The organism is Xanthobacter agilis (assembly GCF_021730435.1).
Taxonomy (GTDB): Bacteria; Pseudomonadota; Alphaproteobacteria; order Rhizobiales; family Xanthobacteraceae; genus Xanthobacter; species Xanthobacter agilis.
This window is the reverse complement of record NZ_JABWGX010000014.1, coordinates 91,675-112,908: the sequence shown is the minus strand read 5'-3', so window position 1 is coordinate 112,908 and position 21,234 is coordinate 91,675. Positions and strand designations below refer to the sequence as shown.

Sequence of the window (21,234 nt, the reverse complement as noted above, 5' to 3'; positions counted from 1 at the left end):
TTCACGAGACCCGACATGTCCTCCTTCCTCACGCCGTCCCGCCGCCAGTTCCTCGCCACCGGCCTTGCCGGGCTGGGGGCTGCGAGCGGCCTCCTGCCCTTCGCCGCCGCGGCCCAGCAGAAAGACACCCGCAACACCGATGTCGTGCGGCTCACCTGGGGCTTCCATGGCCTGACGCTGATCGCCAAGGAGCGCGGCGTGTTCGAGAAAACCCTGGCGGACCAGGGCATCAAGGTGGAATGGCTCGGCCCGTTCCCCAACCATGCGCCCACCCTCCAGGCGGTGACCGGCGGCAGCGCCGATTTCGGCTTCGGCGGCTCCACGACGCCGGCCTTCGCCGCCATCATCGCCGGCTCGCCGCTGGTCTTCTCGCAATTCGTGCTCTACGAGCCGCGCACCACCGCCATCATCGCGAAGGATAATTCCGGCATCAACACGGTGCCGGACCTCGTGGGCAAGTCGGTGGCGGTGAACCGCTCCGGCCTCGGCGAGTTCCTGCTGGTCGCCGCGCTGGAGAAGCACGGCATCGACCGTTCAAAAGTGAAGTTCGTCTATCTGAACCCGCCGGATGCCGCCCCCGCGCTCGCATCCGGCAAGGTGGACGCGTGGTCCATGTGGAGCCCCGGCGTCGACATCGCCCGGCTCGAATACAAGGCGCACGATGTCTTCCTCGAAGGTCGCGACCTCGAATTCTTCATCGACTACAGCTCCTACGTGACGAGCCGGAAGTTCGCGACCGAGAATTCGCAGATCGTGAAGGCGGTGGCGGCTGCCTACGAGACCGAGGCCAAGTGGACCAACGCCAATGTGGTGGAGGCCGAGACCATCGTCCAGAAGAAGGCCGGCTACAGCGAGATCATCCGCGACCAGTTCATCGAGCGCAAGCGCCACTACACGCTGATCCCCGTCACCGACAAGGACTTCATCGCCCAGCTTCAGACGGCGGCGGACTGGCTCGCGGCACGCAAGATCCTGCCCGAGAAGATCATCGTCGCCGATCATCTCGCCCAATATTGATCCGCCCAAGACGTACGCGCCACATCCCGAGGATTGCCATGAACAAGCCTGTCATCCCCTTGCCCGCTGAGACCGCCGGCGCGCCCGCCACCCGGCGCTCGGCCGACCCTGCCGACTGGCGCGCGCTGTTCGAACAGATCGGCGCCGGCTCCAGCGAGCGGGAGCGCGACCGCGTGCTCCCGTTCGAGGCGATCGGCCTGCTGAAGGAGGCGGGCTTCGGCGCGCTCCGGCTCGCGCAGGCGGATGGCGGGGCGGGCGCGACCTTCCGCCAGACCTACAAGCTGGCGCTGGACCTCGCCGCGGCCGACGCCAATGTGGCGCACATCTTCCGCAACCATTTCACGGTCGCCGAGCAATACGCGCGGCGCCCCTCTGATGAAAAGAGCCGGGCCTGGCAGGCCGAGGTGGCGGCGGGCGCCATTTTCGGCCTTGCCTCCACCGAGGCCGGCTCCAACCCCGCCGGCGGCTTCGCCCCCGACACGAAGCTCGATGCGGACGGCGATGGCTTCCGCCTGAACGGGGTGAAATATTACAGCACGGGCACCCTGTTCGCCGATTCCATGCTGGTGCGGGCGGCCGCCGCCGACGGGCGGGTGGCCGCGGTCATCATCCCCACCCGCCGCGCGGGCATCGAGATCGTCGACGACTGGGACGGCGCCGGCCAGCGCCTCACCGCCTCGGGCACCACGCGCTTCCACAACGTGCGGGTCGAGGCGGACGAGGCGGTGTTCGACAGCCCCGAGCGGGGCTATGGCCTCGCTTATTCCAACACCCAGGCGCAGCTCTTCCTCACCACCGTGGTGGCCGGCATCACGCGCGGCGCGCTGGAGGATGCCATCGCGCTGGTCAAGCGGCGCAAGCGCAGCTTCTATTACGCCCCGGTGCCCACCCCCGCCGACGATCCCTTCCTGCACCAGGCCGTGGGCCAGCTCGCGGCCAATGCCTTCGCGGCCGAGGCGGTGATCCTCGCGGCGGCCGCGACCCTCGACCGCGCGAGCGATGCCCGTGACCGGGGGGAAGACGCGGAGCCGCTCGCCGCCGAGGCGGCGAAGGCGGCGGCGCAGGCGAAACTGGTGGTGGACGAGCTCGCGCTGAAGTCCGGCTCGCTTCTGTTCGAGACCGGCGGCGCCTCGGCCACCGAGCGCGCCGTCAACCTCGACCGCCACTGGCGCAACGCCCGCACCATCGCCTCGCACAATCCGGCGAGCTACAAGGCCCAGGCCATCGGCGAGCTGCTGGTGAAGGGCACGCCGCTGCCGGCGAAAGGCTTCTTCTGAAGCTCGTTTCTTCACGGATCGATCACATGATGGCCCCGCCCCCGGCGGGGCCATCGCTTTTGGCGGTCACGCGGCCGGGAAGCCGCCCTCGAACACGCTCTCGCCGAGCGGGCGGCGGCCGCTCGGGGTCTCGCCCTTGTGGAAGCTCTCCGGCAGCAGGGACTTGTCGCCGCGACGGCCCAGCGCGATGGCGATCTCCACCTCGTAATCGTCCGGCACCTTCAGCTCCGTGCGGGCCTTCTCCGCGTCGAAGCCGCCCATGCCGTGGGCGTGCCAGCCGAGCTTCGTCGCCTGCAAGGCGAGGTTCGCCCAGGCCGCGCCGGCATCGAAGGAATGGCTGCGCGCCGGCACCGCTTCGCTCGTTCCCGGCCGCACGAAGCTGCGGGCCGAAACGACGAAGACGAGGACCGCCGCATTCTGCGCCCACTGCTGGTTGAACGGCACGAGCAGGCTCAGGAAGATGTCGAACGCGGGCGTGCCGCGGCGGGCATAGAGGAAGCGCCACGGCTGGGAATTGAAGCTGGAGGGCGCCCAGCGCGCCGCCTCGAAGATGGAGTTGAGTTCGCCCTGCGGAATCTCCTCGCCGGTGAAGGCGCGGGGCGACCAGCGCTCCAGGAACAGTGGCTCGACGGGGTGCTCGCTCTGGCGGGGGGCAACGGCAACGGTCATGGGGCAAATCCTCGGGTGCGGAATGGTTCACAGCCTCAGGCCGGCCTGCTTCAGCAACGGCAGGATATCCGTGGCGAAATGGTCGAGGTCAGCGGCGAAGTCATAGAAGTTGAGCTGCACGCCGTCGATGCCGGTCTTCTTCAACGCGGCGAGCTGCTCCACCACCTCCTCCGGCGAGCCGATGATCTCGATGTTGCCGCCGAGATTGAGCCCCTGCTTGTGCGTCGCATCGCGCCGGCCGAGCCAAGCCACCGCGTCGCTGTCATAGCCGCGATGGCCGAAGGAGGTGTGGGTCGGCGCCGGCACGCCGGCGGCGATGGCGCGGGCGTAGTCGTGCGCCTCGGCCGAGGTGGGGCGACTGACGATGATGGGGTTGATGATGGCTTTCACCTCCCGCCCCTTCGCCCGCGCCCGCCCCTTGATGGCCGCGATATGGGCCGGCAGCGTCTCCAGCGCGCTGTCGATATGCGCACCGCCCGGCGAGGTGAGGAAGACGAGGTCCGAATGGCCCGCCGCGAAGTCGATGCCGGCTTCTGAGCCCGTCGCGGTGACGAGGATGGGACGGCCATAGAGCGGCTTCGGCGTGATGTAACCGTTGACGATCTTCCACGGGTTCAGCCGGCCCTCGACCGAATAATTCTCCGGATCGCTCCACAGGCGGTGGAGCACGTCGAACAGTTCGCCCGTCATGTCGTAGCGGCGGTCGTGCTCGATGCGGTTCCAGCCGAACATCTCGTGCTCGATGGCGCGGTGCCCGGTGACGATGTTGATGCCCCAGCGCCCCTTGGAGATGTGGTCGAAGGTGGCGCCGATCTTGGCGATGTGCAGCGGGTGCCACGGGCCGTAGAGCACATGCAGAGTGGAGATGAGGAGGATGTTCTTCGTGGTCGCCGCCATGGCGCCCAGCGCCACGAAGCTGTCCAGCGAGGCCTCCCCGTCATAACCGCCCTTGGGCAGCCACTGGGTGCGCGAGAAGGCGATGTCGAAGCCGAGCGCGTCCGCCTTCTGCACGAGGGCGGAATTATAGTCGTAGGTCCAGCTGTTGCTGGTGGGATGGTCGGAGAACTGGATGTCCTGAAGGTTCAGGAACAAGCCCAGCATCAGCGGCTGGCGGGCCGAGCGGGAGAGCGGGCTGTCGGGGAAGTCCAGCGGGCCGCGCAGGAGGGGAGCGTCGGCGGGGACAGCGGACACGAGAGCGGATACTGGTGCGGACATGGCAGACCTCGCGGGAGGACGGAAATAGCCCCGGCCTCTTCCTCGAGCGACCGGGGAAGAGGCCGGATCCGTGTCGCCGCCTGGGGAGCGCCGGCACGAAGGGATGGGGAAGGCCTCAGGCGGTGGCGCGCGCCGCCTCGGCGAACTGGCTCTGCGGCCGCGGCAGGCCGTAATGCTCGCGCAGGGTCCGGCCGGTGTACTCCTCGCGGAACAGCCCGCGCTTGCGCAGGATGGGCACCACCTGCGAGGCGAAGAGGTCGAAGCCGGCGGCGTACCAGGGCGGCATCACGTTGAAGCCGTCCGCCGCGCCGCTCTCGAACCAATGCTGGATCTCGTCGGCGATCTTCTCCGGCGTGCCCACCACCACGTAATGGCCGCGCGCCCCGGCGAGTCGGTCGATGAGCTGGCGCAGCGTCGGCTTCTCCCGCCGCACGATGTCCACCACCAGTTGGAAGCGGCTGGCCACGAGCTTTGCCGGGCCGGCATCCTTGAAGGCGTCCAGCTCCACCACCGCATTGAGGGGGTGGCCGGAGAAGTCCACGCCGGTGATCTGCCTCAGCTGCGAGAAGGAATATTCCGGCTGGATGAGGTCGCTGAACGCCTCGTGCAGCTGGCGCGCTTCCGCCTCGGTGGAGCCGATATAGGGGCTGATGCCGGGCAGGATCTTCACATGGTCCGGATTGCGGCCGAGCCCCGCCGCCTGCTTCTTGATGTCGGCGTAGAAGGCCTTCGCGCTTTCCACCGTCTGGTGCGCGGTGAAGATGGCTTCGGCATAGCGCGCGGCAAACGAGCGCCCGTCGTCGGAGGAGCCCGCCTGCACATAGACCGGACGGCCCTGCGGCGCGCGCGGGGTGTTGAGCGCGCCCTTCACCCGGAAGTGCCGGCCCACATGCTCGATGGGGTGGATCTTGGCATCGTCCGCGAACAGGCCGGAGACGGGATCGGCGACGAGGGCGTCGTCCTCCCAGCTGTCCCAAAGCTTGGTCACCACGTCCACGAACTCCGCCGCGCGGGCATAGCGCTCGGCATGGCCAGGGGTCTCGGCGAGGCCGAAATTGGCGGACGCCTGGGGTACGGCGGTGGTGACGATGTTCCAGCCCGCGCGCCCGCCGGAGAGATGATCCAGCGAGGCATAGAGGCGGGCGAGGTTGTACGGCTCGTAATAGGTGGTGGAGGCCGTGCCGATGAGGCCGATATGGGTGGTCGCGGCGGCGATGGCGGAGAGCCAGGTGAGCGGCTCCAGGCGGAAGCGCGAGGCGTAGCGGATGTTGTCCACCTGCGCCGGCCCGTCGGCGAAGAACACCGCATCGAGCTTCGCCGCCTCGGCCGAGCGGGCGAGGTCCTGGTAGAAGGTGATGTCGAGCAGCCGCTCCGGCCGCGCGCCGGGATAGCGCCAGCCGGCCTCGTGATGTCCACCGGGATAGATGAACAGGTTGAGGACGAGCTGCCGCCGGGCCTGCGCGGCTTGGGTCGATGCAAATGCCATGGGATATCTCCTTTGATCGCTCAAGGCGTGAAGGGGCAGAACATTCGGTTGGCTCAGCCGACGCGGGCGACCACACGCGCTTCCGCGCGCTCCTGAACGCGGGCGGCCGCATCGGCCCCGCCTGTGTGGGGCACGCGGCCTTCCACCGGGTGGCTGGGGTCGGTGTAGAATTTCGTGGAGACGTGCCCGTCCGGCACGAGGGAGGCCACCAGCGCCTCGTCGGCGGCGGTGAAGCCGTAATCGAGGGCGGCGACGTAGTCGTCCCACTGGGCTTCCGTGCGTGGCCCGGCGATGGCCGAGGTGACGAGGCTGTTGTTCAGCACCCAGGACAGCGCGAAGGTCGCCGCCGGAATGCCGGCCTCGGCCGCATGGCGGGCGATGGCCTCGGCAATGTCGATGGATTCCGCCCGCCACTCAGTCTCCAGAATGCGCCGGTCGCCGCGCCCTGCCCGGCTGTCGGCCGCAGGGGCCGCGCCGGGCGCGTATTTGCCGGTGAGCACGCCGCGCGCCAGCGGCGAATAGGTGACCACGCCGAGGCCGTAATGGTGGGCGGCGGGCAGTTGCTCCACCTCCGCCGTGCGGTCCACGATATTGTAGAGAGGCTGGCTGGCGACGGGCCGGTCGATGCCGAACTCATCGGCGAGATGCGCCACCTCGGCGATGCGCCAGCCGCGGAAGTTGGAGACGCCGAAATAGCGCACCTTCCCCGCCTTCACGAGGTCCGCCACCGCCCGCACCGCCTCGCCCAGAGGCGCGTCAAAGATGGCGCGGTGGAAATAGAGAATGTCGATATAATCGGTGCCGAGCCGCCTCAGGCTCGCCTCCGCCGCCTCGATGATCCACTTGCGGGAGATGCCCTGCCGGTTCGGCCCCCTGCCGCCGGGATTGGCGAACTTGGTGGCCAGCACATAGGCGACGCGGTCGCCCTTCACCGCGCGCCCGACGATCTCCTCGGTGCGCCCGTTCTGGTAGGCGTCCGCCGTATCGAGGAAGAAGAAGCCCTGCTCCCTCGCCTTGTGGATGATGCGGTGGGACGTGGCCTCGTCGGTCGGCCCGCCGAACATCATGGTGCCCAGAGCCAGCTTCGGCACCTTCAGGCCGCTCTTGCCGAGATAGCGATAGTCCGGCGGCGTCAGCGGGTTCACCTGGGCCTTGGGGTGGGCATGCACGGTCATGGGCGAAGTCCTCAGTGAAGCGCCTCTTCGGGCGCGTGATGGCAGGCGACGGCGCGGCCGGCCCCGAGGGGGCGCAGCGCGGGGTCGGATTGGGTGCAGAGGGGCGTCGCTAGCAGGCAGCGCGGATGGAAGCGGCAGCCTGGCGGCACGTTGCGCGCGCTCGGCAGGTCGCCGGAGAGCGGGGCGGCATGGCGCCGCCGGCCGGGGGTCGGCACGGCCTCGATCAGCGCACGGGTGTAGGGGTGGAGCGGGCGGGCGAAGATGGACTGCCAGGAGCCCGTCTCCACGATGCGGCCGAGATACATCACCAGCACCCGGTCGGCGAAATAGCGCACCACCGAAAGGTCGTGGGAGATGAAGAGATAGGAGAGCCCCAGCTCCGCCTTCAGCCGCGCCAGCAGGTTCAGGATCTGCGCCTGGATTGAGAGGTCGAGGGCCGACACCGGCTCGTCGCAGATGACGAGGCGCGGGGAAAGGATGAGCGCGCGGGCGATGCCCAGGCGCTGGCGCTGGCCGCCGGAGAATTCGTGCGGATAGCGCGTCAGCGCCTCGCGCGGCAGGCCCACCCGCTCCAGCGCATCCCCCGCCGCCGTGAGCCGCTCGCCACGCGGCACGAGGCCGTGCACCGCCAGAGGCGCGGTGAGGATTTCGGCGATGGACTGGCGCGGGTTGAGCGAGGCGAACGGGTCCTGAAACACGATCTGCGCCTGCCGGCGATAGGCCTTCAGCGGCGCGCCTTGAAGGCCGCCCACGTCCACCCCGTCGAACACCACCCGGCCCGAGGCGGGGGAGACGAGGCGCATGATGACCTTGGCGAGGGAGGACTTGCCGCAGCCGCTCTCCCCCACGAGGCCCACCGTCTCCCCCGGCTCCACGGCGAAGGACACGCCATCCACCGCGCGCAGCAGGCGCCCGCCCGATTCATAGCCGGCATGCAGGTTCTCAACCGAAAGCAAGGGCATGACGCGCCTCCCTTTGCGCTGTCGCCGTGGTGACGGGGCAGGCGACGAGATGGCCGGGCGCTACGACCTCCACCGCCGGCACGGCGGCGCGGCACAGCGCCCGCGCGTTCGGGCAGCGCGGGGCGAAGGCGCAGCCCTCCTCCCCCGCCGCCGAGGCGATGGAGCCCTGGATCTCCGCCAGCGCGCCGGCCGAATAATGCTGGCTGGCGTCGAGCCGGGGCGAGGCGGCGAGCAGGCCGCGCGTGTAGGGATGGAGCGGCGCGCCGAACAAGGTTTCGAACGGCGCGTCCTCCACCTTGCGGCCGGCATACATCACCGCCACCCGGTCGGCCCATTCGGCCACCACGCCGAGATCGTGGGTGATGAGCAGGAGGCCCATGGAGAGGTCGCGCCGCAGGGCGTCGAGCAGGTCCAGCACCTGCGCCTGGATGGTCACATCCAGCGCCGTGGTGGGCTCGTCGGCGATGAGCAGGCGCGGCGCGCAGGCGACCGCGATGGCGATCATCACCCGCTGGCGCATGCCGCCGGAGAGTTCGTGCGGATAGTCCCCCACCCGCCGCCGAGGCTCGGGGATACGGACGAGATCGAGCAATTCCACCGCGCGGGCAAAGGCAGCGCGGCGGGACAGGCCCTCGTGCAGGCGCACCACCTCGGCCACCTGCTGGCCCACGGAGAGCACCGGGTTCAGCGAGGTCATGGGCTCCTGGAACACCATGGCGATGTCCCGCCCGCGCACCCGGCGCAGGGTGCGATCCTCCAGCCGGGCGAGGTCGGTGACGCCGCCATCGCGGCCCCGGAACAGGATCTCTCCGGAGGCGATGCGCGCCGCGTCGGGCAGCAGGCGCATCAAGGCGAGGGCGGTGAGCGACTTGCCGGACCCGCTCTCCCCCACCAGCGCCACCGTCTCCCCCGCCTCCACCGTGAGGGAGAGGCCGCGCACCGGGGTGGCGCGCGGGAAGGCGATGGAGAGGTCGCGCACGTCGATGAGCGGCGCCATTCACCCCTCCCCGCCGAGGCGCGGATTGAGCGCCTCGTTGAGCCCGTCGCCGATGAGGTTCAGCGACAGCACGGTGAGCACGATGGCGACGCCCGGCACGGCGCTGAGATACCAAGCCGTGCGCAGCAGATCGCGGCCGGTGCCGATCATGGAGCCCCAGCTCACCACGTTGGGATCGCCCAGCCCCATGAAGGAGAGCGCGCTTTCCATGAGGATGGCCGTGGCCACCGTGACCGAGGCCAGCACGATCACCGGTGGCAGGGCATTGGGCAGGATCTCGCGGAAGATGATGCGCCCATGCCCGAAGCCCAGCGCCCGCGCGGCGGCGACGAAATCCTTCTCCTTGATGGCGCGGAACTGCGCCCGCACGAGGCGCGCCACCTGCGGCCACGACACCGCCGCGATGGCGAGCGCGATGGCCGGCACCGAGGGCTGGGTGATGGCCACCAGCACGATGAGCAGGATGAAGCCCGGCACCGTCTGGAAGATCTCGATGAGCTTGGTGAGCACATCGTCCACCACGCCGCCGAAATAGCCCGCGGTGGCGCCCACCAGGATGCCGGCGAGGAGCCCCGCCAATGTCGCGGAGGCCCCCACCAGCAGGCTCACCCGCGCACCGTGGACAAGGCCGGCCAGCACGTCGCGTCCCAGTGCGTCTGTGCCCAGCGGAAAGCGCGGGTTCTGGCCCGGCCACTGGAGCGGCCGCCCCGCCATCTCCAGCGGATCGTCGGGGAAGAGCATGGGGGCGGCCAGCGCCGCCCCCACCACGACGGCGAGGATGAGGAGGCCCGCCACCGCCGTGGGATTGGACAGGAAGACGAGGAGCGCATGGCGCCGGCCCACGGGCGCCAGCCGCGCCACGTCCGCCGTCACGGTGCGCGCGGCATCCGGCGCATGCACGTTGGGCCAGAACTCCGGCTCGGTCGGCGTAGCGGGCGAACGCTCGGCGCCCAGCGCCGCGGCCGCCGCGCGGTCCTCGGCCTCGGTTGCCAGGGATTTTGTCGCGCGGGCGCCGGTGGGGAAGGTGTCGGTGCCGTGCATCAGCGCACCTCGATGCGCGGGTCGAGCCACGCCTGAAGGATGTCGATGGCCGCGTTCACCGCCACCACCAGCAGCGACGACAGGAGCAGGATGCCGAGCAGGACATGGAAGTCCCGCCCCATCACCGCCTCGTAGGCGAGCCGGCCGAGGCCGGGCCAGCTGAACACCGTCTCCACCACCACCGCCCCGCCCATCAGCCCGGCGAGGTGGATGCCGGCCATGGTGGTGACGGGGATGAGCGCGTTGCGCAGCACATGGTCGCGGGTGACGGCGAAGGGCGAGAGGCCCTTGGCGCGGGCGGTGCGCACGTGGTCCTGCGTGCGCACCTCGATCATGTCGTCGCGGGTGAGGCGGGCGTAGATGGCCACGTAGAAGAGGGCGAGGGAGAGCGCAGGCAGGATCTGGTAGCGGGCTCGGTCCAGCACCGCCTCCCATCCGGTGAGGTTCGCGCCGATGGTCTCGGCCCCGCCGGTGGGCAGCCAGCCGAGCTTCACCGAGAACAGGACGATGAGCATCAGCCCGATCCAGAAGCTCGGGATGGAATAGAACAGCAGCGCGACGACGCTCAGCACCCGGTCCGTGGGCCGCCCGGCGAAGCTGGCCATCAGCGCGCCCAGCGTGATGCCGATGACGAGCGCGAAGACGAGGGCGAGGCCCATCAGGCTCAGCGTGTTGGGCAGCCGCGCGGCGATCAGCTCCGCCACCGGCTGGTTGTAGCGCGGCGAGACGCCGAGGCTGAAATGGGCGAGGTTGGAGAGATAGCCGCCGAGCTGTTCCAGCACCGGCAGGTCCAGCCCGAACTTGGATTTCAGCGCGGCGAGCGTCTCCACCGTCGCCGCCCCCGCCTCGCCCGCCAGAGCGTCGGCGGCATCGCCCGGGGTCAGGCGCAGCAGGAAGAAGTTGAGGATGAGGATGCCGATGACGGTCGGCACCGCCTGCAGCGCGGTGCGCCGTACGGCTTTCAGGATGCGGGGCAGACGGCGCGTGGTCATTTCTCGATCCACACGTCGGCGAAGGAGGCATCGACGCCGGTGACGCCGATGGTGTGGTTCTTCACCTTCCTGTTGAAGATGGTGACGCCATCGGTGGCAATCAGGCCGAGGGCGGCGACGTCCGCATAGACCACCTTCTGGAAATCAAGCCACAGCTGGCGGCGCTTGGCCGGGTCCGGCTCGATGGCCGCCGCCTCCAGCAGCCGGTCCACTTCCGGATTGGCGTAGTGGGAGGCATTGGAGAAGGGCAGGCCCACGCGGAAGTTCTTCGACCACAGGGTGCGCTGCACGCCGAGGGTGGGATCGAACAGATTCTGCAAGGATTCGAGCGTGAGATCGAAGTCACGGCCGGTATAGGCCTTCTGGATATAGGTGGAGAAATCGAAGAACTGGAAGTCCACCGCGATGCCGACCTTGGCCAGCGCCTGCTTCACGAAATCGCCCGACGCCTGGGTGTTGAACGGGTTGGCATAAAGCTTCAGCGCGAAGCGCGTGCCGTCCGCCTTGCGCGGATAGCCGGCCTCGTCCAACAGGCGGTTGGCCGCCTTCAGGTCGAAGCCGTAGGGCTCGAGGGACGGATCGAAGAAGGCCTTCAGCTTCGGGCTGATGACCGAGGGCGCGACCTTGCCGTAGCCGTAATAGACCACGTCCAGCAGCTTCTGCTGGTCGATGGCGTGGGCGATGGCGAGCCGCACACGCTTGTCCTGCAAGATGGGCCGCTCGAAGTTGAAATAGAGCTGGGTCATCCGCCCGGCATATTCATAGCCGCGCGTCTCGGCGCCGATCCCCGGCAGGGCCGAGACGCGGGCAAGGTCCGCATAGGGCACGGGCGGGCCGCCGGCGAGATCGAGCTCGCCCGCCTCGAACGCCGCCGAGCGCGCGCTCTGGTCAGCGATGAAGCGCACCACGATCCGGTCGAGATAGGGCTTGCCGTTGTCCCAGTAATCGGGATTGCGCTCCAGGATGATGTGGCTGCCCCGCACCCATTCCTTGAAGATGAACGGGCCGGTGCCGATGGGCGCCGCGCCGTTCTTGTTGGTGAGCGGATCGGTGCCCTCGTAGATGTGCTTCGCCACGATGGGGGATTCGTTGGCGTCGAGGGCGGTGAGGAGATAGGGCGCCGGCTTCGACAGGCGGATGATGGCCGTGTGCGGATCGGGCGTCTCCACCGCCGTCACCGAGGCGAAGGTGCCGCGGCCGCGCGGGTGGCCTTCCTTCAGGAGCTGGATGGAATAGGCCACGTCATCGGCGGTGAAATCCCGCCCGTCGTGCCACTTCACGCCCTCGCGCAGCTTGAAGGTGTAGGTCAGCCCGTCCGGGCTTACGCTCCATTCCGTCGCCAGCGCGGGCTTCGGATTGAAGTCGAGGTCGTAGGTGAGGAGGCCCTCCGTCACCTTGGGCGAGACACGCTGGGTCGGGCCGGCGGTGTGAGCGATGGTCACCAGAGTCGAGGGCTCGTGCTCCACCAGGAAGCGCAGCACGCCGCCTCGCACCGGCTGGGGCGCGGGCTGAGGATCCGCCGCCCATGCCGGTGCTCCGCCCGCCGCTCCCAGCACGCATGCCACCGCCAGAAGCCCCTTCAGCGCCGCCCGGCGCGATGCGAGGGAAGGGAATGTGTCAGTGGTCGGCAGGGCCATGCCAGGTCTCCTTCGATGCGGGGGATCGCTAGGCCCAAAGATATGGCCCGGCTCCGGAGCGTCAATTATCTTTTGATAAAATCTATAAAAAAACTAGAATAATGTCGGAACGGGTGCGCCGGAGGATCTTCCAGAGCACCCGCCCGCGCCACAATCGGGCGCCACAACCGCCTGCCACGAAAGGAAAACAGATGCCGAGCGCCGCGCCCGTCTCCTCCAGCGAAACCGGATTCGCCGACCTGTCGCCGCGCCATATCGCCGTGCATCCGCTCACCGGCCATATTGGCGCGGAGATCGAGGCGCCGGACCTGTCCCGCCCGCTGGCGCCGGAGGTGGTGGACGAGATCCGCGCCGCGCTTCTCAAATGGAAGGTGGTGTTCTTCCGCGACCAGCCGCTGAGCCATGCCGAGCACGTGGCGCTGGCCTCGGCCTTCGGCGCGCCCACCATCGGCCATCCCGTGTTCGGATTCGTCGAGGGCTACCCGCAGGTCTATTCCATCGGCCGCGACCGCTTCGCCACCCGCCACACCGGCGAGCCGCTGATCCGCCCCTGGACCGGCTGGCACACGGACGTGACCGCCGCGGTGAACCCGCCCGCCGCCTCCATCCTGCGCGGCGTCACCATCCCGCCCTATGGCGGAGATACCTTCTGGACCAACCTCGCTGTGGCCTATGAGGCGCTTTCGCCGACCTTGCGCGGCTTCGTCGATACGCTGCGCGGCATCCACGCCTTCGCCCCGCCCGAGGGGCAGGCCGGCACCGACGAATTCAGGGAGAAAAACAAGCGCCGGCCGCTGGTGAGCGAGCATCCCCTCGTGCGCGTCATCCCGGAGACGGGGGAGCGGGTGCTGTTCGTCAGCCCCTCCTTTCTGAAGAGCATCACCGGCCTCACCCCGCGCGAGAGCCAGCAGCTGCTGGAATTGCTGTTCGAGCACATCACCCGGCCGGAATTCACCGTGCGCTTCCGTTGGCGGCCCGGCTCCATCGCCTTCTGGGACAACCGCGCCACCGCCCACCTCGCCCCGCGCGACATCTATGCGCTCGACTTCGACCGCCAGCTCTACCGCATCACGCTCAAGGGCGACGTGCCAGTGGGGGTGGACGGGCGCCCCTCCGCCATCATCGAGGGCGAGCCGCTGGAGGCCTTCACCGCCGGCACCGCCTGACCGCCCGTCTTTCTTTTCCTTCCCGCCTTCCGGGCCTGCGCGACACCCGCGCGGGCCCGCCTTTTTCATCAGCCCGGACGCCCAAACCCATGAGCCGCGACTTCCTCATCCTCCTCGCCCCCGGTTTCACCGATCCACAGAAGCCCGGCCGGCGCTATTTCTGCCCCGACTGCAACCAGATCGAGGGAGTGCTCGCGAGCAATCCGGGCCTCGCCAGCCGCATCACCGTGAAGCGCGTGTCCTTCCTGCGGCCGCGGGCCGAGGTGGTGGCGCTGCTCGGGCCGGACAATCAGGGCCTGCCCGTCCTCATCCTCGGCGACGCGGCGCCCCTCCCGGCGGATGCGCAGGCCTATGGCACCTACCGTTTCGTCACCGACACCCGCCGCATCCTGGAGCTGATCGCCGAGCGCCACGGCGTCCCCTTCCCGCATTGACGCGCCCATCCGGCGCGGTCACCCTCCGCGCCGTTCCCTCCTCCGGATTTCCATTTCCCCATGCTTGATTATCGCCCCCTCGGGCGCACCGGCATCTCGGTGTCGTCCATCGCGCTCGGCACCATGACCTTCGGCCAGCAGAACACCGAGGCCGAGGGCCACGCCCAGCTCGACGTCGCCCGCGACCGCGGCATCAATCTCATCGACGCCGCCGAGCTTTATCCCATCCCGCCCAGGGCCGAGACGCAGGGCGCCACCGAGCGCATCATCGGCTCCTGGCTGAAGGCGCGGGGCGGCCGCGACAAGGTGGTGATCGCCACCAAGGTGGTGGGCCGCTCGGACGCTACCTATTTCCGCGCCGACGGCAGCACCACGCGGCTCGATGCGAAGAACATCAACGAGGCCGTCGAGGGCTCGCTGAAGCGCCTCGGCACCGATTATATCGACCTCTACCAGCTCCACTGGCCCGATCGCGCCGTGCCCCTGTTCGGCCAGCACGCCACCACCCGCGCCCGGGGCGGCGGCGACGACCCGGAGGTGGCGATCGAGGAGACGCTGGCGGCCCTCGATGCGTTGGTGAAGGCCGGGAAGGTGCGCCACATCGGCCTCTCCAACGAGACCGCCTGGGGCCTGTCCGCCTTCCTCGCCGGGGCGGAACAGGGCATCGGCCCGCGCGTCGCCTCGGTGCAGAACGCCTACAACCTCGTGAACCGCACCTACGAGACCGGCCTCGCCGAATTCCACCAGCGCGAGGATGTGGGCCTGCTCGCCTAATCGCCGCTGGCGCAGGGCTTTCTCACCGGCAAGTATCTCGACGGCGCCCTGCCCGCCGGCGCCCGCAAGACGCTGTTCAACCGCACCCCGCGCTACGAAAAGCCGGGCACGGAAGAGGCGGTGCGCGCGTATGTGGCGCTTGCGCGGGATGTGGGCCTGAGCCCGGCGCAGCTCGCCCTCGCCTTCGTCACCAGCCGGCCGTTCGTGACCTCCAACATCATCGGCGCCACCACCCTCGCGCAGCTCGAGGAGGATCTCGGCTCGCTCGACGTGACCCTGACGCCGGAGATCGAGGACCGCATCGGCCCCCTGCACCAGTTGCACGGAAACCCTGCGCCCTGAACGGCCCGCACCGCCGGCCCGGCAACGGCCGACGGTGCATTCAGCCCGGCGGCACGATATTTTCTATTAAATTGATAGACAAACTTATTTGTGATCGTAGAGTAGCCGGCACCGATTGGCCGGCCCCCGTTTCCAACGCGAGTCACCGGCCTCCGCCCTTCGGGAGAGACGCCATGGCCCCGCGCCAGCTGCACCTGAACGTCAACACCCTCAATGCCGGCTTCTACAGCTCGGCCTGGCGTGCGCCCTCGTCCGATCCCCGCGCCTATGCCGACATCGCCCATTATGTGAAGGTCGCCCAGATCGCCGAGCGCGGCACCTTAGACGCCATCTTCCTGGCCGACGTGCCGGCCTTTTCCGACCGGCCGGACCTGCGCCCCTTCCAGGCGCTGGAGCCCACCATCGTGCTGGCGCACGTCGCCGCCGCCACCGAGCATCTGGGGCTGATCGGCACCGCCTCCACCAGCTTCAACGACCCCTACAATCTCGCCCGCCGCTTCGCCTCCCTCGACATCGCCAGCAACGGCCGGGTGGGCTGGAACATCGTCACCACCGCAGATGCATCAGCCGCGCGCAATTTCGGCACCGACGAGCTGGAGGCCCATGCCAATCGCTACGAGCGGGCCGACGAATTCGCCGACGTGGTGACGGCCCTGTGGGACAGCTGGGAGGACGACGCCTTCGTCGGCGACAAGGCCACCGGCCGCTTCATCGACACCGCCAAGGTCCACCCTATCGACCATCGCGGCCGGCACTTCTCGGTGCGCGGGCCGCTCAACGTGCCGCGCTCGGTGCAGGGCCGGCCGGTGCTGGTGCAGGCGGGCGGATCGGCAGACGGCATCCGCCTCGCCGCACGGCATGCGGAAGCCATCTTCTCCGTCGCCCACACACTGGAGGGGGCGCTGGCCTTCGCCGGCACCGTGCGTACCCAAGCCCGCACCTTCGGCCGCAGCGGCGACGACATCGTGATCCTGCCCGGTCTCGCCACCATCATCGGCTCCACCGAGGCCGAGGCGCGCCGCCGCGAGGAGGAATTGTGGGCGCTCACCCCCGGCGATTACGGGCTGCGCCGCGTCGCTGGCATCCTCAAGGTGGACCCCTCATCCCTCGACCTCGACGGCCCGCTGCCTGAGGTGGCGCGCCCGGTGGACGGGATGCAGACCTTCTTCGACGCGCTGGTGGGCGCGGCGGACCGCGAGAAGCTCACCGTCCGCCAACTCATCCGCCGCTTCGGTGGCTCCACCGGCCACCGGGTCATCGTCGGCACGCCGGAGGCCATCGCCGACAACATCGCGGCCTGGTTCACCGCCGGGGCGGTAGACGGCTTCAATTTGATGCCGGACGTGCTGCCCGAGGGCCTCGAAGTCTTTGTCGATCACGTGGTGCCCCTGCTGCGCAAGCGCGGGCTGTTCCGCACCCATTATTCCGGCCGGACGCTGCGGGAGCATTTCGGCCTGCCCCGCCCCGCCAGCCGCTTCGCCCCCGGCACGGCGGTCTCAGCACCGCGCGTCGCCGCCGGCCGCTGAGCTGCCCTTCATCCCGAGGATCCATCCGTCCATGAGCCAGATCGAAGACGCCTGGGGCGCCGGCCCCACCGACCGCTACGAGGAACTCGCCAGCCGGTTCCGCCCCATCTTCCGCGACATCCGCGACAGCGCGGTGGAGCGCGAGCAGACCCACCGCCTGCCCCGCGCAGAGATCGCCGCCCTGAAGGAGGCTGGCTTCACCACCCTGCGCCTGCCCAAGGACGAAGGCGGCTTCGGCGCCACCTTGCCCGAGCTGTTCAACCTGCTGATCGAGTTGTCCGAGGCCGACAGCAACGTCACCAATGCGCTCCGCGCCCATTTCGGCTTCACTGAGGAGGTGCTGAACTCGCCCTTCAAGGACTATCGCGACCGCTGGGTGAAGCGCATCGCGGCCAAGGAGACCTCGGGCAGCGGCTTCACCGAGGGGGCGGACAATGCGGTCGGCCACTTCAACACCCGCATCGTGCGCGACGGCGATCGGCTGCGCCTCGACGGCCAGAAATTCTACACCACCGGCTCCCTCTTCGCCGACTGGATCAATCTCGGCGCCGAGGACGAGGAGGGCAATTTCATCCTCGCCCAGGTGCCCACCGGCGCGCCCGGCGTGAGCATCGTGGACGACTGGGACGGCTTCGGCCAGCAGCTCACCGCCTCGGGCACGGCGAAGTTCGACAACGTGACCCTCTCCGACGACCTCATCAATCCGCAGCGCAAGCGCTTCCGCTATTCGGTCGCCTTCTACCAGCTCGTCCACCTCGCCACCCTCGCCGGCATCGGCCGGGCGGCGGCGGGCGACGTGGCGCGGCTCGTCTCGGTGCGCAAGCGGGTGTTCAGCCACGGCAATGCCGACCGCGCGGGAGCCGATCCGCAGATCCTCCAGATCGTCGGCAAGGTGCGCTCCAGCGCCTACGGGGCCGGCGCGGTGGTGCTCAAGGCGGCCGAGGCGCTGCAGCGCGCCTATGACACCCGCGAGCGGGAGACCTCCGAGGGACAAGACAACTCGGGGCAGGACCTTTCGGTGGCAGTGGCGGACCTCGAGGTGAACCAGGGCGTCACGGTGGTGACCTCCCTCATCCTCGATGCCACCTCCCACCTGTTCGACGCGCTGGGCGCCTCCTCGGCGCGGCGCGGAGTGGGCCTCGACCGCCACTGGCGCAACGCCCGCACCCTCTCCTCCCACAATCCGCGCGTCTACCGCGAGCGCATCGTCGGTGACTTCGCGGTGAACGGCACCTGGCCCCCCGGCCCCTACCGCGTCGGCGACGGCAACGCCGCCAAGGCCGGCTGACCGCTCCTCCTCCGCCACGGGACAAGACCATGACCGCGCCCGCCACCCCCGACATCAACGCCCTCGCCCGCCTTGCCGCGCAGGCTCAGGCCGATCTCGCCCGCATCGGCGAGACCGGCACGGACTGGGTGCCTCCAGCCGAGGGCATCGACCACAATGTGGTGGTGGTAGGCGCGGGCCAGAGCGGCCTTTCCGCCGCCTTCGGCCTCCGGCGCGCCGGTATCGGCCGCGTCAACGTCGTCGATGCCGCGCCGGCAGGCCAAGAGGGCATCTGGCGCGGCCCCGCGCGCATGACCATCCTGCGCACCCCCAAGGTGCCGCCGGGTCCGGAGTTGGGCCTGCCCAGCCTGTCATTCCAGGCCTGGTACGAGGCCGCCTACGGCGCCGAGGCCTATGCGGCGCTGCCGACCGTGCCGCGCGAGATCTGGGCGGACTATGTGGCGTGGTTCCGCTCGGCGTCCGGCGTCGAGGTGCGCAATGGCGTCACCCTGGCGCGGGTGGAGCCGCAGGAGGGGCGCCTGCGGCTCCACTTCACGGCGGAGGGGAAGACCTTCACCGAGACCACCCGCAAGCTGGTGCTGGCCACCGGCATCGCCGGCGCGGGCGGACCGTTCATTCCCGATGTGGTGGCGAACCTGCCTGGCCACCTCTATGCCCACACCCACGCCTTCGACCCGAAGGCCCTCGCCGGCCGGCGCGTGGCCATCCTCGGCTCGGCCGCCTCCGCCTTCGATGCGGCGGGCGCGCTGCTGGAGGCCGGCGCGGGGACGGTGGACCTGTTCTCGCGCGGCGCAGACCTCGCCCGCGGCTCGGCCATGAAGCCGTTCGGCTTCTTCGGCGCGTGGGAGCATTTCCACGCTTTGCCCGATGCCGACCGCTGGGCGGTGATGGCCCATTTCCGCCGCCGCGCCTCCTTCCCGCCACCGGCGGCGGTGAAGCGAGCGGTGGCCCATGCCAACTTCCGCATCCACCTCGACGCCGGCTGGCGCGCGGCCACGCCCCACGGGGAGGGCGTGCGCATCACGCTGAATTCGGGCGCCACCCTCGACGCCGATTTCATCCTGCTCGGCACCGGCTATCAGGCCGATGCACGCCTCTATCCGCCCTTCGCCGATTTCGCCCCGGCCATCGCCCGCTGGTCGGACAAGGTGGCGGTGGACGCGGCCGACGTCGCGCTCGCCAGCGCGCCCTATCTCGGCCCGGCCTTCGAGCTGGTGGAGCGCGAGCCGGATGCCGCGCCCTTCCTCGCCGACATCCACTTCCTCGCCTTCTCGGCCATGACCAGCACCGGGCGCCCGGTGGGCGACATTGCGAGCCTGCGCCACAACATCCCGCGCGCGGTGGCCGCCATCGGCCGCGACCTGTTCGTCGCCGACCGTGCCAAGCACCTCGCCCGCTTCCTCGCGCCGGTGGGCGCCGATGACCTGCCGCGCGACCTCTATGCCGGCGCCATCGCCGCCGGCGACACCCTGGCCGCCGCCGAATGAGCCGCCACCTGGCCTCACCCATTCGCTCCGGGAAACCGAGATGACCGTCCAGCAGCCCGCGCCCACGTTCCTCGCCTCCGGCGCCGGCCAGCCGCCTCGGGGCGTCACGCTCGATCTGGTGGACCTAAGCCCGCGTGCCGGGCAAACGCCCGCCCGCTCGCGCTTCGGCAAGACCGCGCGCTTCGCCTCCCGTGCGCTGGTCCCGGCGCTGCTGCTCGCCGTCTGGCAGGCGAGCTCGAACCTGGGCTTCGTTGCGCCGGAGGTGCTGTCCTCCCCGGGCGAGATCATCGCCGCCTATGCCGAGCTGATCCGCACCGGCGAACTGCAGGCGGCCATTCCCACCTCGCTGGCCCGCGCGCTGACCGGGCTGGCGCTGGGCGCGACCGTCGGCCTCGTGCTCGGCCTCTTCGCCGGCCTGTGGCGGGTGGGCGAGGAACTTTTCGACGCGCCTTTGCAGATGCTTCGCACCATCCCGTTCATCGCCATGATCCCGCTGTTCATCATCTGGTTCGGCATCGGCGAGCAGGCGAAGATCGCGCTCATCTTGGGCGCCACCATCTTCCCGGTCTATCTCAACACCTATTCCGGCGTGCGCGGGGTGGACCAGAAGCTGATCGAGGCGGCGCGGGTGTTCGGCCTCTCCCACGGACGCATCGCCACCCGCGTCATCATCCCAACCGCTTTGCCGTCCATCCTCGTCGGGCTGCGCTTCGCCGCCGGCGTGTCGCTGCTGGCGCTGGTGGCGGCGGAGCAGATCAACGCGCGCTCAGGCATCGGCTTCATCCTCATCAACGCCAACCAGAACCAGCGCACCGACATCATCATCGCCGGCATCATCGTCTACGCCCTGCTCGGCATCGCCATCGACCTCGTGATGCGTGTTGTGGAACGCCTCGCACTGCCCTGGAGGCCAAGCCTTGTCCTTGCATAGCTCCTCTCCCACCGAGGCCGTCGCCCTCGCCGGCCTCGACCTCGCCGCTCCCAAAACGCCGGCCCAGCCCGTGGCCGTGCGCCTCGAAGGCGTGCGCCGGGTGTTCGGCTCCCGCGCGGTGCTGGACGGCATCGACCTCGAGGTCCGGCGCGGCGAGTTCGTCTCCTTGCTCGGTCCCTCCGGCACCGGCAAGACCACGCTCCTGCGCATCCTCGCCGGGCTCGACCGGGCCGATGGCGGGCGCGTGGAAGTCGCCTCCGCCCGCTCCGTCGTGTTCCAGGAACCGCGGCTCGTGCCCGCCAAGCGAGTCTGGCAGAACGTGGTGCTTGGCCATGTGCAGAACCGCGTCACCCGCCGCCTCGCCACCGCTGCGCTGGAGGAGGTCGGCCTCGGCCGCCATGTGGACGTGTGGCCCAAGACACTCTCCGGCGGCGAGGCGCAGCGCGTGGCCCTCGCCCGCGCACTGGCCGGCGAACCGAACCTCCTGCTGCTCGACGAACCCTTCGCCGCGCTCGATGCGCTCACCCGCATCCGCATGCATGATCTCGTCGCCCAGCTGTGGCGGCGGCACCTGCCGGCGGTGGTGCTCGTCACCCATGACGTGGACGAGGCCATCCTCATGTCCGACCGGGTGATCGTCCTGTCGGGCGGCGGCATCCGCTTTGATGCCCGCGTGCCGCTGGAGCGGCCGCGCAAGCGCGGCGACGCGGGTTTCGCCGCGCTGCGCGCCCGACTCCTCGCCGAGCTGGGCGTCGCCTCGCCCGAGGCCGGCGGCCACGCCTGAGCCCTTCCCCATTTCCGATCCGGAGCTTTTTGCC

At 69.7% G+C, this 21,234-nt stretch carries 18 protein-coding genes and 1 pseudogene; 10 read left to right on the top strand and 9 right to left on the bottom strand.

What is annotated here, in order from left to right:
- The first annotated feature begins 15 nt into the window (after positions 1–15).
- Both HUW53_RS12035 and HUW53_RS12030 read left to right on the top strand, forming a co-directional pair.
- Positions 16–1,017, top strand: coding sequence for an NrtA/SsuA/CpmA family ABC transporter substrate-binding protein (locus HUW53_RS12035; RefSeq protein ID WP_237346003.1), 1,002 nt, complete (start codon positions 16–18; stop codon positions 1,015–1,017).
- A 38-nt stretch (positions 1,018–1,055) separates the two neighbouring features.
- The gene (locus tag HUW53_RS12030) at positions 1,056–2,294 is read left to right on the top strand and encodes an acyl-CoA dehydrogenase family protein (RefSeq protein WP_237346002.1); all 1,239 of its coding nucleotides are present in this window, start codon (positions 1,056–1,058) and stop codon (positions 2,292–2,294) included.
- A gap of 66 nt (positions 2,295–2,360) precedes the next feature.
- On the opposite strand, the gene HUW53_RS12025 is transcribed toward HUW53_RS12030, so the two are convergent.
- The 9 genes from HUW53_RS12025 to HUW53_RS11985 all read right to left on the bottom strand — a co-directional run bounded on the left by HUW53_RS12025 (position 2,361) and on the right by HUW53_RS11985 (position 12,468).
- Positions 2,361–2,963, bottom strand: a complete 603-nt coding sequence (locus tag HUW53_RS12025; protein WP_237346001.1) for a nitroreductase family protein — start codon at positions 2,961–2,963, stop codon at positions 2,361–2,363.
- Between the two features lie 27 nt (positions 2,964–2,990).
- On the bottom strand, positions 2,991–4,178 hold the full coding sequence (locus tag HUW53_RS12020) for an LLM class flavin-dependent oxidoreductase (RefSeq protein WP_237346000.1): 1,188 nt from the start codon (positions 4,176–4,178) through the stop codon (positions 2,991–2,993).
- Positions 4,179–4,293: 115 nt separating this feature from the next.
- On the bottom strand, positions 4,294–5,664 hold the full coding sequence (locus HUW53_RS12015; RefSeq protein WP_237345999.1) for an LLM class flavin-dependent oxidoreductase: 1,371 nt from the start codon (positions 5,662–5,664) through the stop codon (positions 4,294–4,296).
- Positions 5,665–5,717: 53 nt separating this feature from the next.
- Positions 5,718–6,839 carry an aldo/keto reductase gene (locus tag HUW53_RS12010; protein ID WP_237345998.1) on the bottom strand — a complete coding sequence of 374 codons (1,122 nt, stop codon included), beginning with the start codon at positions 6,837–6,839 and terminating at the stop codon, positions 5,718–5,720.
- 11 nt (positions 6,840–6,850) lie between these two features.
- Positions 6,851–7,801: an ABC transporter ATP-binding protein gene (locus HUW53_RS12005; RefSeq protein WP_237345997.1), complete on the bottom strand. Its 951-nt coding sequence runs from the start codon at positions 7,799–7,801 to the stop codon at positions 6,851–6,853.
- Positions 7,782–8,798 carry an ABC transporter ATP-binding protein gene (locus tag HUW53_RS12000; protein WP_237345996.1) on the bottom strand — a complete coding sequence of 339 codons (1,017 nt, stop codon included), beginning with the start codon at positions 8,796–8,798 and terminating at the stop codon, positions 7,782–7,784. Before HUW53_RS12000 ends, HUW53_RS12005 begins: the two co-directional genes overlap by 20 nt.
- Positions 8,799–9,839: an ABC transporter permease gene (locus HUW53_RS11995; RefSeq protein ID WP_237345995.1), complete on the bottom strand. Its 1,041-nt coding sequence runs from the start codon at positions 9,837–9,839 to the stop codon at positions 8,799–8,801. It abuts the gene before it with no gap.
- Positions 9,839–10,831, bottom strand: coding sequence for an ABC transporter permease (locus HUW53_RS11990; RefSeq protein WP_237345994.1), 993 nt, complete (start codon positions 10,829–10,831; stop codon positions 9,839–9,841). Before HUW53_RS11990 ends, HUW53_RS11995 begins: the two co-directional genes overlap by 1 nt.
- Entirely contained in the window at positions 10,828–12,468 is a 1,641-nt protein-coding gene (locus HUW53_RS11985) for an ABC transporter substrate-binding protein (protein WP_237345993.1), read from the bottom strand. Before HUW53_RS11985 ends, HUW53_RS11990 begins: the two co-directional genes overlap by 4 nt.
- 191 nt (positions 12,469–12,659) lie before the next feature.
- On the opposite strand from HUW53_RS11985, the gene HUW53_RS11980 reads away from it, so the two are divergent.
- The 8 genes and pseudogenes from HUW53_RS11980 (at position 12,660) to HUW53_RS11945 (ending at position 21,200) form a co-directional block, all read left to right on the top strand.
- Entirely contained in the window at positions 12,660–13,634 is a 975-nt protein-coding gene (locus HUW53_RS11980; RefSeq protein WP_237345992.1) for a TauD/TfdA dioxygenase family protein, read from the top strand.
- A gap of 89 nt (positions 13,635–13,723) precedes the next feature.
- Complete coding sequence (locus tag HUW53_RS11975) at positions 13,724–14,068, top strand: DUF3088 domain-containing protein (protein WP_024279056.1); 345 nt, start codon at positions 13,724–13,726, stop codon at positions 14,066–14,068.
- 60 nt (positions 14,069–14,128) lie between these two features.
- Positions 14,129–15,184: pseudogene (locus tag HUW53_RS11970) on the top strand (aldo/keto reductase).
- Positions 15,185–15,357: 173 nt separating this feature from the next.
- The gene (locus tag HUW53_RS11965) at positions 15,358–16,710 is read left to right on the top strand and encodes an LLM class flavin-dependent oxidoreductase (RefSeq protein WP_237345991.1); all 1,353 of its coding nucleotides are present in this window, start codon (positions 15,358–15,360) and stop codon (positions 16,708–16,710) included.
- A gap of 31 nt (positions 16,711–16,741) precedes the next feature.
- Positions 16,742–17,998, top strand: coding sequence for an acyl-CoA dehydrogenase family protein (locus tag HUW53_RS11960; protein WP_237345990.1), 1,257 nt, complete (start codon positions 16,742–16,744; stop codon positions 17,996–17,998).
- Positions 17,999–18,027: 29 nt separating this feature from the next.
- A complete protein-coding gene (locus tag HUW53_RS11955) occupies positions 18,028–19,485 on the top strand; it encodes an FAD-dependent oxidoreductase (protein ID WP_237345989.1) in 1,458 nt (485 codons plus the stop codon).
- 40 nt (positions 19,486–19,525) lie between these two features.
- Positions 19,526–20,416: an ABC transporter permease gene (locus HUW53_RS11950; RefSeq protein WP_237345988.1), complete on the top strand. Its 891-nt coding sequence runs from the start codon at positions 19,526–19,528 to the stop codon at positions 20,414–20,416.
- Positions 20,403–21,200 carry an ABC transporter ATP-binding protein gene (locus HUW53_RS11945; RefSeq protein ID WP_272904207.1) on the top strand — a complete coding sequence of 266 codons (798 nt, stop codon included), beginning with the start codon at positions 20,403–20,405 and terminating at the stop codon, positions 21,198–21,200. Before HUW53_RS11950 ends, HUW53_RS11945 begins: the two co-directional genes overlap by 14 nt.
- Positions 21,201–21,234 lie beyond the last annotated feature (34 nt).